This is a genomic window from Lysinibacillus sp. GW247-5R2A, assembly GCF_059424475.1.
In genome coordinates this window covers 117924-132286 of sequence record NZ_JBWKZL010000002.1, presented here as the reverse complement: position 1 = coordinate 132286, position 14363 = coordinate 117924, and the positions used below count along the sequence as shown (strand labels likewise).

Here is a 14363-nt window from a genome sequence, read left to right as displayed (position 1 = left end):
GTAAAAAATTTATTAGGAGAGAGGCTATGCATAACTTATCTGGCAAGGTTATTCTCATCACAGGCGCGAGCTCAGGTATTGGGCTTGCTACCGCCGAGTTAATGGCGGCTCGGGGCGCTAAAGTAATTATTCATTATCATACAAATGTGGATGGGGCCATGGAGGCTGTCCAACGTATTCATGAAAAGGCTGGAGAGGCGATTGCCATTCAAGCTAATGCTAGGAATAAAGAAGAAGTGAACGCAATGGTTGAACAAGCGGTTTCCTCTTTTGGCACAATTGATGTGTTAGTAAATAACGCAGGTGGTGGCATCCGCCAAAGTACATTTATGGATATGAGTGAGGAGCTATGGGAGGAAACGTTTCAATTAAATGTCACTAGTGTTCTCCTATGCTCCCAAGCTGTATTAACATATATGATTCCCGTAAAATCCGGAAAAATCATCAATGTCTCTTCAGCGGCTGCACGAATTGGAGGGGCAGGGGAAAGTATCCATTACGCATCTGCAAAAGGGGCCATAAATACAATGACAATTGGCATGTCCAGAGAGCTAATTGACTATGGAATTATGGTGAACGGGGTAGCGCCTGGAATAGTAGAGACACCTTTTCACGATAAATTCGCTCCTGGCGATCATCGTCTTGAGCGACTGTCTTCTACTGTACCTATTAAACGAGCTGCAACAGCTAGAGAAGTAGCAGAAGTTATTGCCTTCCTTTCTTCTGATGCCGCCAATTATATTCTAGGTGAGATTATAAATGTTAGTGGTGGAAGATAATTAACAGAGTAGCCTATGTAGCAGTGGAACTTTCATTGTAGAAAAGGTAGGGAAATCAGATGATCGTAGAGATTGCCTATTGGGATTGTATGGATATGAACAAACCTTCTATTGCAATTGCAGAAAAAATAGGGTTCCGAAATAGGTTTCATTATACTGGCTATGAACTAGCCATTTTAAATTTGAGGACTGTCAACAGCAGTCCTTTTATTTATGTCGTTTTTAATTAAAAGCACACACTAGATCATTACTACTAAAATGACAAACTAAAAAACGCAACTAGAAAAATACTTAGAATGGTTAAAGAGTTCAGCTATTAAAAAGTAATGAGAGTTTTTAGTTTCATATTATATTTGCTATCCATCCAACATAAATAGCCATCTTTTAATTCGCACTATTCATAACCTTTAATATACAAAAAATTGAAAAAATATCCACAAAGCATTATCATAGTATTCTAAAGACTTTCACAATTAAAGGCGAGGAGGATGCCAGTGTTAAAAGCATTAAAAGTAGGTCTAGTGATTGAGCGAGCAAATCGAAGAAATTTAGTTGCACTAATTGCTGTTGTAATGATCGTTTTTGGCTTTATGTTTTATATAAAGGCGCAAGCCGTTGGTAATCAGCTTATTGAGAAAAAGGGCGATTATTATTCAACACAGGCTATCCTATCAAAGTTTCAAGTAAAGGATGCTTCGGAAACCGGTGATGGCAGCGACATATTTAAAAATTTAACGAAGCAGAAAAGTAAGATTGCATTGCAAATAGCCACATTAACGATGGACAGACAATCCATGTATTATGAGTCTTCCCTTCAGCTTGCTGAATTAAGACAAGAGGCATTCCAATTAGAAGGATACCATGATATCGCAGAATTATTACCCTCTAAATTACAAAATTCGATGGACTATCTTTATTTTAAATGGATGAATGATGCGGGAAGGGATACAATAACCGACTTATTTCAATACATACCTTTCTTATTATTTTTCTTTAGTTATGTAGGTGCGGGCTGGTACATATTTATTAGCTTCCAAACAAGTTCTATTTTGCTAGATGATTTTGAGCATTTTAGTTTAATTCAAGGTTTTCCTGTTCGTTTTGATTCCTATATTTTATCCAAATGTATGATTTCTTTATTAACCATCCTAACAAGCTTTTTACTCATTTTTATTTGCGCTAGTCCTTTATGGATTATACATGGTCTTGGTAACCCATTAGATCCTGTAGGAATTTACGTAGGAGATGCTGTATTAATCTCTTCCGTCCAATATATCGCGATGAGCCTTGGCTATATGTTCGTCATCTCCATTTTTGTCATGCTGCTGTCGATTATATTAAATGTATTACTGAAAAATATGTATTTAACATTATTCGTACACTTTATCTTGTTCTTTTTACCGATGATTTTCCCATCATTAATTAGTGTATTTCCCTATAATCCTTTCAATTTCATGAACTTCAATGATATTTTACGAGGCGTACCAGTAGATTTAGCACAGCCTGTTGATATTACGATGAATCTAGGATTAATCATATTGTTGATCTGTATTATTTTAATGTTATTCGCTATTAAAACGTTCTTCTCAATAGGAAAAATCAAAAGGGCATAGGGGAGGTACTCATTAGCATGTGGAGTTATTTCAAATTTGAATTCAAACAATTTTTTACGAATAAGAAAAACTTAGCCATCTATTTTTTGCTAGCTTTTGCAACCTTCTTTTATGTGTTTAAAATAGCACCCGCATATAATCCGATTGAACAAGTCGAATATGAAGAAATTGAGGCTCGCTATTTAACACGGCAGGAATTTTTAGATTCGTTGGAGGGTCAAAACATATATAGACTACATCCGGCCATCATCTTTGCGATTGATATATTTAAGCAAATTAATCCAATAGATAAAGCGAGATTAGAAGCATTAGATGAGGGGAATCTAAAAAAATATGCAGAGGTAACTCGTGATTGGTACTACTTTACGAATGCGATTACATACAAAAGTGATTCATTCTCCTATAACTCAAAGTATTTTATAAAAAATAATGATTATGCAGAAGATGATGCCTTTTATGCTTATTTAGAGCAGGCAGCCCGTTATGATACGTATGCGAACGCAAAGTATGAATTATCAACGGAAATTTTCGAACAGCGAACAGCGCTTCAAACGTTCGAGCGTTTATTAAAGGGATTACTACCTGTTATTTTAATTGTGTGTGTCCTACTTTTAGCCATTGATATTGTCACAAAAGATCGACGTCATCCATCCATTATCAAAGGATTCCCTATTAGCGATTGGAAAAAGCTATTAGTGAAAATGGTCGTTGTTCTACTAGGGAGTTTAGTATTATTTGTACCCCTTATAGTGGGGCTCATTATTATAGGCTTACAATCCGGCTTTGGAAATTTCAATTTACCATCTCCGATGTATGCTCCTCATCTCGAGTGGCGTCAGGAAGGTAAATTTGAACCGATGACTTTAGGAATGTTTTTAGGACAAACTCTCATTTTGCTTTTAACTTGGTTTATGGTCATCATCAACGTTGTATTATTGTGCAGTATCCTATTCCGTAATGAGATGATGAATTTTGCCATTGGCTTACTCCTTATTTTTGGCGAGAAGTTTTATTTCAGCCGATATGTTGGTTACTTTTGGGATATTCAAATCTACCCAACTTCTTATATTCAAGTCGGACAAATTGTTTCAAAACAACGAAATTTTTATTATATGAACGATTTTTTAGATTTCAATTTAGGATTACAGTTGTTACTTGCCTTAGCTGTAGTCATCATTTTATTCATGCTGCTTACTGTTATGAATAGGCGTTATAAGCTAATTAAATAGGGGGGACACAGGTGATTGATATTCAAAATATTACTGTGCAATTTGCGAAAAAACCAGTGTTAAATGATATTTCAATGACATTTGAGCAAGGAGAAATGATTGGACTTGTTGCACCAAATGGAACAGGGAAATCCACATTTATGAATGTGTTAATGAATTATGTAAAGCCTATGAAAGGGAAAGTAGTATTTAAAGATGGACTTTGCTACTCGAATAAATCAAATGAAGTAAAAATTCATAGTTTTGTGTCGATGATGCCAGACCAAAGTGACTTGTATAATCACTTAAGTGGGCGCGAACATTTAAAAATGTTTGCAACAATGTGGCAATCCGATTTAAAACTGATAGATGAAACCATCGAAATATTGAATATGGGACATTATGTAAATAAAAAAACAGGGACGTATTCCCTCGGTATGCGTCAGCGATTATGCTTTGCTATGCAAATAGTTACGGATACGGACATTATGATGATGGATGAGGTGATGAACGGACTTGATCCAAATAATGTAGAAATTATTTCGAAGATATTAGTAGAGAAAAAGGCGGAGGGAAAGGTTATTATTATTGCCTCTCATTTACTCGATAATTTAGAGAAATATGCAGATCGAATTTTCTTATTTAACGAAGGAAAACTAGTGGATACGAATCAAATAATAGAAGGCTTCAGTCAAGCGCACATTAAAACGATTCGCGTGAACAATATGGAGAGTGCAACTGAAAAACAACTGTACGAGCTGTTTCCAAACATAAAGCTTCAAACACTGACAAATGGAATAACATTAATTCATTTACCAAGCTCTGAGGCCGCTTTATTAAGTTCGCTTACCTCTTTTTTAGTGGAGAGAAATGTAGTGGATTTTGCATTTGGGAAAGTGACATTAAATGATTTGTATTCCATGTATTATCATGAGTATAAAAATGTGACCTAGTTTTTTGAATTTTATGCAGATGATGTGGGTAAGTGTAATCGTTACACATTCTAAAAAGAACGAATGGATGCAGGAATTAATCAACAGAAGCTTTGATGATTTCGCATCCATTCGTTATGACAAGCAAAGGGTAGGAAAAATAATCACTTAGTGTTTTTACAATGGCTTTCTTTCAAAATCATGGAGTTGCTACCCGCAGCTCTTTTTTTTTAGGGCATTTGATTGAAATAGAGCGCTTTGAATTGAGTATAGAGAAGGTGGAGGAATGAAAATTGATGATGATTACTGAAAATATTATGGGGCAACGCTATCAACATCTTATCGATATACTAGCGAAACGATGTAACGCTTTGCCTTTGTTGAGAACAGACAATTGATGGAAAATGAAAAATTACGGTTAGCGGCTGTTGATGAGCTATTGGCTCCTATTAAAAATCAGCTTATCGAAAGAAAGGTTCAAAATGAATGGGAGACGACAACGCTTGGCGAAAATACGGCTTTTGTTTATTATTTTCTATTAAACGATACAACTGCTCAATTTTTGAAGGAGCGTAGCGACTCACTTTTTGGTTGGATTACGCCAGAATTACCAGAGGATTTAATGTTTTATGAAGATGAGCAATGTTTATTTGCAGCTTGCTCGCACGAAGGTTTTTTCTGGGTGGATGAAAAGGTATGGGACCATTTTTTATTAAACTAAAGATATCGCTTATTTGATTATTTTGTGAGGCAATTCTTCATGATAAAGGGGGAGTACGTTATGTTATTTATACCGTTGTTTGTCATACCAGTATTAGGAGTTTTATATTTTTTAAATTTCACTACTTTTTTAAAGAAACTAATAAACGGAAAAAGTACGTATAATCAAAATGTACTAGGAGCAGTTTTAACCTTTATGCTGATCTTTATAGTCATGTACTGCTTTGTTGGACTCCATTAAATACCGAAAGAACGAAGCGTAAGCAACTCCTTTAAAAGCAGTTGCTTACGTATTGTTAGTCCTTCATAAATATCTCTTCTAATGAAGGCCGATTCGTTTGAATATCAAAAATGTCCGTTTCAAATTTACATAAGGAATGCACAATGCTAGCAATATCGGATTCATCGCGTATTGCCACAGTAATATGTTGGTTATCCGAATAGTTAATCGTCGTCCAAGCTTCGATTTCTTCGCGAGCATGACGGTACAACGTGTCATTTTTAGGTAAGAGCTTAATCGTTGTTTCAATCGTTGTCTGAAATTGCTTTTGTAATTGATCGATGGTTCCTAGACCTGAAATAATGCCGTTTTTCATAATAGCAATCCGGCTGCATAGCTTTTCCACTTCATTTAAATTATGAGATGTCATAAAAATAGTTTTGTTTTGACTGGCTAATGTTCGTATGAATTTTTGCATCTCTAACGCAGATTCCGGGTCCATCCCTGAGGTAGGCTCATCTAGGAAAATTAAATCTGGATTTCCGATGACAGCCTGAGCGACCCCTAGCTTCTTTTTCATTCCGAACGAGAATTTTTTTGTTTTAACATGGACCGCATTCTTTAAGCCAACCTGCTCTAATAAATCCACACATTGTTGTTTAGTTACCTTATGCTTTTGTAACTTTGCAAAAAATTGAAGATGTTCCAGAGCTGTATCATTGCCATAAAACTCGGTATAGTCTGGTAGAACACCCACTTTGTGTTTCACACGATCCAGCTGATTGTTAGGTACTCCTAAAATTCGAAATTGCCCACTTGTTGGAAGGACAATCCCTGTAAGCATATTAATGAAAGTTGTTTTCCCTGCACCATTTCTTCCTAAGAAGCCAAAGATTTCTCCCTCCTGTACTTGTAAATCGATGCCCCGTACAACTAAATGCTTGTGATAGGATTTTTTTAAATCCATTGTTTCAATTACGGTCATTACAAATCCCTCCTATGAAGACTAAGTATCGAGACTCCTACCATAATAGCTGCAAATAACAGAACAACGAGCCATCCCCATGTTCCGCCCTCAAGCATATAATGATACGGAGTCATATATTTAATGATTTTTAACCAGAGTTTTTCTGAAAAAAGGCTCCATAAACCGAATGTAGGAATAGCCATACTAATTAGTAGTCCAATAAACATGGACATAGATCGCTTAGGAATGAGACAGGATAGTAGCACACATAACGACACGATGTACGCTAGCATAACAAATAAGCTACCGAATGTTTTAATATAAAATTCATGAGAAAAGAATGCGATAATACTAAATGACGCTAATAAGCAAATAAACCAGTATGAAAAAATTCCTAATAATTTGCCTACAATAATAGAAGATCGGGATGTTTTCGTTACTAGGAACCGAATTGTCCTACTTTCCGTTTCCCTATTAATGGTGTCGTGAAATAACGAAAAAATAAATAAAAAGCCCATTATATAAATTAGAAATACCAGTCCACTTACATAGCCAGCCTCAGCAAATTTAATGCCAGTAAGGAGACTACTATTTGTGACAAAATCAGATAAATAATAGGAGACGGCAATAAAAATGCCAATCGTTATAAGTGAAAAGATACTGCGAAATGATTGAATAAACTCCTTTTTCCAAATAGCAATCATAGTGGTTCCTCCATAATAGAAATATATTTTTAACACTCTCTAGAGTATAAAGGCTGATTTTTACGTAAGCCGAAACGGTAGATGACATCTTAATAAACTTTTATGAACGTTGTTTATGTTCTGTTTATATTCGCTTTGTAGTAGTGACAAACTAGCAGTATTATTCATTGGAAAAAACATGTTAAAATGAATTCCATGCTAGACGGGAAAGGACAGGTTTTAAATATGAATTTACAAGATGTGGCCATTTTACTAGTTGATGATGAATCAGCTATTTTAGATATGTTACAAATGGTTTTAACGAAAGAGGGCTTTCGACAAATTGATCGTGCAAGTACTGCTCAAGAAGCGTTAAATGCATGTAATAAAAAGCCATACGACATGATTTTATTGGATGTCATGCTGCCAGATAGGAGCGGCTTTGATATTTGTCCATTTATTAGGGAGACCACAGATGCCCCGATTTTATTTATTACAGCAAAAAACTCAGACTTAGAAAAATTAACGGGCTTTGCGATGGGCGGGGATGATTATATTACAAAACCATTTAACCCATTAGAAATAGTCGCTCGAATGAAAGCACAACTACGCCGCGTTAAATTATATGAGGAGGAAAAACCACAGCACCTATCTTCAAATACGTTCATTTATGATTTTGGCCGATTCCAGGTGAATGAGCGTGCAGGGGAATTAATGGTGGATGGACAAGTCATTTCTTGTCCCGCTCAGGTCTATCAATTACTACTCTTTTTTTGCAAGCATCCCAATCAAATCTTTACGAAAAGTCAGTTATATGAAGCTGTCTGGGGTGATCATAGCTTTGGGGATGATAATACGGTTACCGTACATATTGGCCGTATACGTGAGAGGATAGAAAAGGACCCGAAGGACCCCGAATTGTTATTAACCATTAGAGGACTAGGCTATAAATTAATTCAAAAAGAGGGATTGGTATGAATCGAATTAGTCGTCGACTTGCCTTTACCTTTATTTCACAAATTATTTTTGTATTAGTAGCTTTAGCAATTGGCACCATCATTTTTTTAGTGTACGTTGGATTGCAGTTAGAAAGTAAACCTGACACACAGCATGTATCAAGTAGTAGCAATAGTACTTTAAGGCAAACATTTTCAATTGAAAATGACCATGTGTCGTTAGAGGCTAACAAAATTTCTGCTATAGAAAAGCGTGAGGAATGGCTACAAGTAATCGATGCTCACGGAAATATGTTGGCCTCTTCCAAACTACCATCTGATGTTCCAACGCATTACGAAGCTGGTCAATTAATAGCCTTTTGGCAAAAAAGCATCCCGTTCCCATACGAGCTCATTATTAGCCAGGAGGAGAAGGGTGGACAAACCTATTTTGTTGTAGTTGGTCAAAAACGTCCTGCACGACAGCTAGCAGAAAAACTTCCAATTGAATGGGATGGAAAGCGCCTCTCTCAGCAAGGGGAGCGGCTATTGGAAGAAACTCACGGAACGCTAGCCATTTATTCAGCGAATGGGGAGATCCTCCAACAATACGGGCATGTGGAAAATCCTCAAGCAAAACTTTCACTCGATCATTTACTTGGGGATGAGGCTGATCAGCTTAGAAATAATGGCAGCCAATATATACATTTTGATGCAGAGAAACAGCAGACATGGGTCATTGAAGTACCATTCGCTGCAGGAAAGGTGGGGGAAGGTAAGCATAATACCTATTTAGGAAAAGCATTTCTTCTATATGGAGTAGCCCTTATTTTATTTATCATCGCCACAGCGTTTTGGTACGGTAAACGTTTTGGGCAACCCGTTCTCTATATTGTTAACTTTATTCAACGATTAGCGGATGGTAATTATCACGAGCAAGAGGTTAAGAAAAAAGATAAATCACTAAATCGTCGTGGTAAGAAGAAGCGGTCCTTCCGGTTATTTCGAGAAATTAATGATTCCTTGAATGAATTGAACCAGCAGCTCAAGCAGAACGAAAAGCTTCGTAAACAAATTGAACAAACTCGCGAAGAGTGGATTGTTGGTGTCTCTCATGATTTGAAAACACCTTTATCTTCTATAAATGGATATGCGCATGTCCTTGAATCAGCCCCCTACAATTGGTCACAAGAAGAGTTTCAGCAGATTGGGAAAACATTACGTGAAAAATCAACCTTTATGTCTGAATTAATCGATGATTTAAGCTTAACGTATCGCCTAAAAAACAATGCATTGCCCATGGTTCGTCAAACGCAAGAAGTAAACGAAGTCATTCGAAGAGCCGTTATTCATTTTATAAATGATCCGCAATTTACTTCTTATGATATTTCATTTCATGCTTCTGATGAGCCGATATCATACCCTCTTGATATGAAATGGTTTACGCGTATTATTGATAATATGATTTCTAATGCTATTAAGCATAATCCGACAAATACGAGAATTGCTATTATTGTGCAGAAGGAAAGTGATCATTACTTCACTGTTCGTATTCAGGATAATGGTATTGGAATGGATTCATCCACGTTAGATCAATTATTTGAACGCTACTATCGTGGTACGAATTCAGAGGAAAATACAAGTGGTTCGGGGTTGGGCATGAGCATCGCTAAACAATTAACAGTAGCCCATGGAGGGGAAATAGCTGCTTCTAGTACACCTGGTGAGGGTACGGTCATTGTTTTAAAATTTTATTCATGATGGCAGTCCTGCCTTTTATGTCCTTAAATTTTGGATATAAAGGGTAGGACTTGTACATTTATTTTATTAAATCCGTCACAACTTGAACAATTAAGAATAAAAAAATAATCGGTAATATAATTTGAATCCATTTTGTTTGGATATGGGGAATAATCTTTAAGCCTAAGAAAGAGCCAGCAATTGAGCCAAGTGAAACAGGAATAGCAATGCCCCAGTTGACAATGCCAGTAAAGTAATAAAAGAGGAAAGCGCCTGTACAGCTTGATAACGAAATCATTCTTGTTAATTCCACTGCTTTTAAATAATGGTGTTGTTTTTTTAAGAAATAGGTTATATTCATAAGTGCTGAGCCTGGTCCAAAACCTCCGTCATATATTGAAATTGCAAATGGAACAAGCTTGTTAATACGTTGTTCCTCCGTTTCCTTGACATCTTTTACAATCCATTGATTACTGCGAAGAACCATCATAAATGCGAAAATTAAGCTTATACAAGCAACCACGTTCATGATTCGCTCCGATAAGAGGATTGCAAATATTGCACCTAAGACACCTCCTAAGCAAGAAACTATCATGAAAGAAAAGTATTTTTTCACAGACAAACGTCCTGTTATAACAAATGAAACTACATTCGATAGGGCTGATATTCCTGTCGCAAATTTATTAACAGCGACCGTTGTATGAATAGGAATGCCAACGAGTAATAAGGAAGGCATCAAAATAAAGCCTGCTGCACCAAACAGAACTCCTATTATGGCCGCGAGTAAACCAATCGTAAATAAAATAAACCCTTTTATTGATAACCATTCCTGTAGTAAAATTTCCATTTCATCACCTCTATCCTTAAATTACTGATAAACTATACATAAAACAAATATATATTTATTGCTTATTCATAAATATAATTTATGGATAGAAAGGTGGGAATGGCATGAATTTACATGCTTTGAGAATCTTTACGAATGTAGCCAAACTTGGTGGAATTACTGCAGCAGCGAATAGTATGCTACTCAGTCAGCCTGCGGTTACCATACAAATTCGGAAATTAGAGAATGAAATAGGGGCTAAATTGATTGAAGGCAAAGGGCGTGGCATTCAATTAACTCCAGAGGGGAAGTTTTTATACGAGCAAGGCATGCGTTTATTTTACTTAGAAGCACAAATCGATGAAAAGCTTGGTAAATTTTTAGCCAAGGCAGACAAAATACATATTGCCTCGTCTTATATCCCTATAAATTACATACTTCCGCCTATCATCGCTAAGTACAAGCTTGCTCATCCTCATATTGAATTTTTTGTATCGTTAGGCAATGTGCAATCTGTGGAAGACCAAGTTCTGAATTATGAAGTAGATTTTGGTTTTGTCGTGCAAAGTAAAATCGGTCATACCGATTTACAGTTTGAAAAGGTAGTAGATATCCCGTTTTGGTTTGTCGTTCATCCCTCACATCCTTTAGCCAATCAAACGGTCTCCATGAATGAATTATCGAATGAAGATTTTATATATCGGGAACGCGGCAGCTCGACACTCGATTTATTGGAGTCTATTTTTTACACGTTCAATGCTCCATTACCTAAACTAGGACTTCAAATGCAGGGCTTACATGAATCCATTAAAGTAGTGGAGTCAGGATACGGTATGACTTTAGCTCCGTCCTACAGTGTGTCTGAAAGTATAACAAGTGGAAAATTAGCTCAAGTGTATATTGAGCAGGCAAATATTCAGCAAAGTTTATTTATTTGCTCGCGGAAATCCGATTTAGCTGAGCAACCTTTTATACAATTCTTAAAAGATCATATAAATGCTTAACTACTATAACGATGAAGAGAACGAAAAGCGCGCGATAATGATGCTATAATCGATAATCGTTCGTGTTTTTAATGAGTAAATGCGATTTGCTCATCGGCTGGACACATTTGATTTAATGTAAAACACGAACATTATGGATGAAGTGGTGGTTAATGAAGTGTTTAGGAGGAAATACTTTGCAAAAACTAGTTTCAGCTTGTACGATGAGCAATGGCTTCAACTGTTCCTGGGTTAAAGGCTAAACCAATCGTAGACATTATGGCTGTTGTGAATGATATTCATCTCGTTGATACATTCAATTTAGAGATGCAAAAAATTGGGTATGTTGCTAAAGGGGAAAATGGAATAGCACCGCGTAGATACTTTCAAAAAGGGGGAACCATCGCACGCATTACGTTTATTTTTATCAGATTGGAAGCGGTGAAATCACAAGGCATCTTGCTTTTCGGGATTATTTAACATCATATCCTAATGAAATAAAGCTTTATGGAGATTTAAAGGAAACGAAAAGCACTGGCATGGTATGACGGACGATAATTTACTTAAACATAACGGATGTTTAAAGTGTGTGGCTGTCATTGGCAGCTTTTTTACTTAAACTTGTTAGTGAGGGGGATGGCAAGTTGGCGGATTTCCAATCCGAATTCATATATGCTTCAAAGAGTTATAGTTGATGTACCTATGAAGCGGGTAACTGAGAATGTATTATTTGGAATAATTTGATAAAATTAATTCACAATCATTACTATTAGTACCACAAGCAGAACATATTGAGCGTATTGTGTAGGTGGCAAGAAACAGAATGAGTAACGGAGGTACATATGAAAACACACTATTATTTAGGTTGGTTTAATGATTTTTTTCCAGAGAATCTAGTCAGGGTGTTACAGGAGGATATCACTGATAGAAAATCGCTTGCTATGATTAGCTCGAATCCATTTTTGTATGAAGAGGAGGGTGCTACTGAACGCTCATGGCTTGACCAAGCAGGTATTCTATTCGATGACTATCATTTAATTAATGATCACGTACAGAAGGAAGATGCCCAAACCTTTATACTAAATGCGTCAGCCATTTTTTTGTTAGGTGGAGATACGCTTAAACAAAATGAGTTTTTACTAGACTATGAATTGTCGGATTTAATCAAAAAAAGCACAGCGGTTGTGATGGGGGCAAGCGCAGGAGCCATCAATATGTCTGCTAAATGGTTATGCTCGAAAAACTTTGGCTATCCAGTTGAAAAAAACTCTTTATATGACGGAATCGGTCTTGACAATTTTTCCGTCCTATCGCATTTTGATCTTGAAAATAACATGGAGTTGGTGCAAGACCAGCTGTCTGCTTTATCGGAAGAAATAAATATATATGCGTCGAACAAGGATTGCGCTGTACGTGTAAAGGAAGGTAACATCGACATTTTAGGCAATGTCTATTTAATGTCCCACTCCAAAATTCAGAAATTGGATGAGACGCTCTAGCTATGGTGAAATTATGCAAAGTGAAAGCGTGTTTGGATCAAACTTATGTCCAAAACATGCTCTTTTCTTTTTTTAATATCAATTTGATCAAACCTTGGCAACAAAAAGTTTAGGCTTTATCATGAAGTGTACTTTTTGTTCGAGATGGGTCTAGAAATTGTGGAGAGTTATAGTAGTACCACATTGATATGATTGGTAATGGTTTGAGGTACCTATTTTGACTTTAAAATGTGTTTTCAACAAAAAATAAAACTTCTCTAAATGCGCAAAAGCGAAGCATTTAGAGAAGTTTATTTTATTAAAAAAATAAATACTAAAAATTCCGAAAATAATGCATATAGTGCTCTTTATACAAATATTATCCCCTCAATGGAAACAACTGCTGCTCCTGCTACTTCAATAATAGCGTTCTCGGCATCAGGTGTAATCGTTACATAAAGAATTCCAGGTCTATTGATCGTATGCCCTTGACCAATCATTAATTGATGTCTTTCTTGTTGAGCTAGTATATTTTCAAGATATAAATAACCGCCTAATGCTCCGTTTGCCGCACCTGTAACTGGATCTTCATCAATTCCTATATTGGGGCAAAAATCTCTTGTATAAATATCAAATTGCCCATTTGTATCAAAAGTAAAGAGGTGGGTGGTTGATATGTTAAAATCATTGTTCATCTTTTTAAGCTCGTTTAATTTAGGCTCTGCTTGGTCAATTGCTTGACGGGTCTTCACGGGAACCATAAGATGTGGGACACCTGTATTCGCTATTTTTATTGGATAGCTATCATCAATGTCTGTTTCATGTATACCGACAAGATCCGCAACGACTGCTGGGCTAATGTCGATACTTTTTACTTGGGGACGTACTTGCGTCATAGATACTCGCGTTAATTGATTATTTTCCATCAGCCATTTTACAGGAATTAGGCCTATATTGGATTCAAAGACTATTTTATCGTCCTTATCCATCCAATTGTACTTAGTAGCCATTAACCATGCTGTACCTAATGTGGCATGACCGCAAAAATCAACCTCTTTGGTAGGTGTAAAATACCTTATTTTATAATTGGCATTAGCATTCGATGTCGGTACAAGAAAGGCAGTTTCCGATAGGTTTAATTCATTCGCTATTTTCTGCATGTCCTCGTCTGTTAAGTTTTCTGCATTCGGTATAACGCCCGCTGGATTTCCTCCAAAAGTTTCTGTTGTGAAAGCATCTACATAAAAGAATTCTATCTTTTTAGTCATGGCGATCTCCT

At 36.3% G+C, this 14363-nt stretch carries 17 protein-coding genes; 13 read left to right on the top strand and 4 right to left on the bottom strand.

From position 1 onward, the window contains the following. The first annotated feature begins 26 nt into the window (after positions 1-26). From AC07YC_RS04295 to AC07YC_RS04265, 7 genes are all read left to right on the top strand, one after another. Positions 27-779 carry an SDR family NAD(P)-dependent oxidoreductase gene (locus AC07YC_RS04295; RefSeq protein WP_494918472.1) on the top strand — a complete coding sequence of 251 codons (753 nt, stop codon included), beginning with the start codon at positions 27-29 and terminating at the stop codon, positions 777-779. A 59-nt stretch (positions 780-838) separates the two neighbouring features. Then, positions 839-1009, top strand: a complete 171-nt coding sequence (locus AC07YC_RS04290; protein ID WP_391538720.1) for a GNAT family N-acetyltransferase — start codon at positions 839-841, stop codon at positions 1007-1009. Positions 1010-1267: 258 nt separating this feature from the next. Beyond that, positions 1268-2392: an ABC transporter gene (locus tag AC07YC_RS04285; protein ID WP_494918471.1), complete on the top strand. Its 1125-nt coding sequence runs from the start codon at positions 1268-1270 to the stop codon at positions 2390-2392. 17 nt (positions 2393-2409) lie between these two features. After that, positions 2410-3621 (top strand): ABC transporter permease, encoded by a 1212-nt coding sequence (locus tag AC07YC_RS04280; RefSeq protein ID WP_494918469.1) that lies wholly within the window; start codon positions 2410-2412, stop codon positions 3619-3621. Positions 3622-3632: 11 nt separating this feature from the next. Next, complete coding sequence (locus tag AC07YC_RS04275) at positions 3633-4553, top strand: ABC transporter ATP-binding protein (RefSeq protein ID WP_494918468.1); 921 nt, start codon at positions 3633-3635, stop codon at positions 4551-4553. 13 nt (positions 4554-4566) lie between these two features. Beyond that, positions 4567-4704, top strand: coding sequence for a hypothetical protein (locus tag AC07YC_RS04270; RefSeq protein ID WP_494918467.1), 138 nt, complete (start codon positions 4567-4569; stop codon positions 4702-4704). Positions 4705-4929: 225 nt separating this feature from the next. Continuing rightward, positions 4930-5253 carry a stage III sporulation protein AH gene (locus AC07YC_RS04265; RefSeq protein ID WP_494918466.1) on the top strand — a complete coding sequence of 108 codons (324 nt, stop codon included), beginning with the start codon at positions 4930-4932 and terminating at the stop codon, positions 5251-5253. A 295-nt stretch (positions 5254-5548) separates the two neighbouring features. On the opposite strand, the gene AC07YC_RS04260 is transcribed toward AC07YC_RS04265, so the two are convergent. Next, complete coding sequence (locus AC07YC_RS04260) at positions 5549-6457, bottom strand: ABC transporter ATP-binding protein (RefSeq protein WP_494918465.1); 909 nt, start codon at positions 6455-6457, stop codon at positions 5549-5551. After that, positions 6457-7143 carry an ABC transporter permease gene (locus tag AC07YC_RS04255; RefSeq protein WP_036125970.1) on the bottom strand — a complete coding sequence of 229 codons (687 nt, stop codon included), beginning with the start codon at positions 7141-7143 and terminating at the stop codon, positions 6457-6459. Before AC07YC_RS04255 ends, AC07YC_RS04260 begins: the two co-directional genes overlap by 1 nt. 225 nt (positions 7144-7368) lie before the next feature. Between AC07YC_RS04255 and AC07YC_RS04250 the strand changes: the two genes are divergently transcribed. Continuing rightward, entirely contained in the window at positions 7369-8100 is a 732-nt protein-coding gene (locus tag AC07YC_RS04250; protein WP_494918464.1) for a response regulator transcription factor, read from the top strand. Continuing rightward, positions 8097-9818, top strand: a complete 1722-nt coding sequence (locus AC07YC_RS04245; RefSeq protein ID WP_494918463.1) for a sensor histidine kinase — start codon at positions 8097-8099, stop codon at positions 9816-9818. Before AC07YC_RS04250 ends, AC07YC_RS04245 begins: the two co-directional genes overlap by 4 nt. A 58-nt stretch (positions 9819-9876) precedes the next feature. On the opposite strand, the gene AC07YC_RS04240 is transcribed toward AC07YC_RS04245, so the two are convergent. After that, positions 9877-10644, bottom strand: a complete 768-nt coding sequence (locus AC07YC_RS04240; protein ID WP_494918462.1) for a sulfite exporter TauE/SafE family protein — start codon at positions 10642-10644, stop codon at positions 9877-9879. Between the two features lie 104 nt (positions 10645-10748). On the opposite strand from AC07YC_RS04240, the gene AC07YC_RS04235 reads away from it, so the two are divergent. The 4 genes from AC07YC_RS04235 to AC07YC_RS04220 all read left to right on the top strand — a co-directional run bounded on the left by AC07YC_RS04235 (position 10749) and on the right by AC07YC_RS04220 (position 13105). Continuing rightward, positions 10749-11627 carry a LysR family transcriptional regulator gene (locus AC07YC_RS04235; RefSeq protein WP_494918461.1) on the top strand — a complete coding sequence of 293 codons (879 nt, stop codon included), beginning with the start codon at positions 10749-10751 and terminating at the stop codon, positions 11625-11627. 210 nt (positions 11628-11837) lie between these two features. After that, positions 11838-12086: a GrpB family protein gene (locus AC07YC_RS04230; RefSeq protein ID WP_494918460.1), complete on the top strand. Its 249-nt coding sequence runs from the start codon at positions 11838-11840 to the stop codon at positions 12084-12086. Then, on the top strand, positions 12038-12154 hold the full coding sequence (locus tag AC07YC_RS04225) for a hypothetical protein (RefSeq protein WP_494918690.1): 117 nt from the start codon (positions 12038-12040) through the stop codon (positions 12152-12154). The genes AC07YC_RS04230 and AC07YC_RS04225 overlap by 49 nt, the downstream gene beginning before the upstream one ends. Positions 12155-12448: 294 nt before the next feature. Then, the gene (locus AC07YC_RS04220; protein WP_494918459.1) at positions 12449-13105 is read left to right on the top strand and encodes a Type 1 glutamine amidotransferase-like domain-containing protein; all 657 of its coding nucleotides are present in this window, start codon (positions 12449-12451) and stop codon (positions 13103-13105) included. Positions 13106-13452: 347 nt separating this feature from the next. On the opposite strand, the gene AC07YC_RS04215 is transcribed toward AC07YC_RS04220, so the two are convergent. Then, on the bottom strand, positions 13453-14352 hold the full coding sequence (locus AC07YC_RS04215) for a PhzF family phenazine biosynthesis protein (RefSeq protein WP_494918458.1): 900 nt from the start codon (positions 14350-14352) through the stop codon (positions 13453-13455). Between the last annotated feature and the right edge of the window lie 11 nt (positions 14353-14363).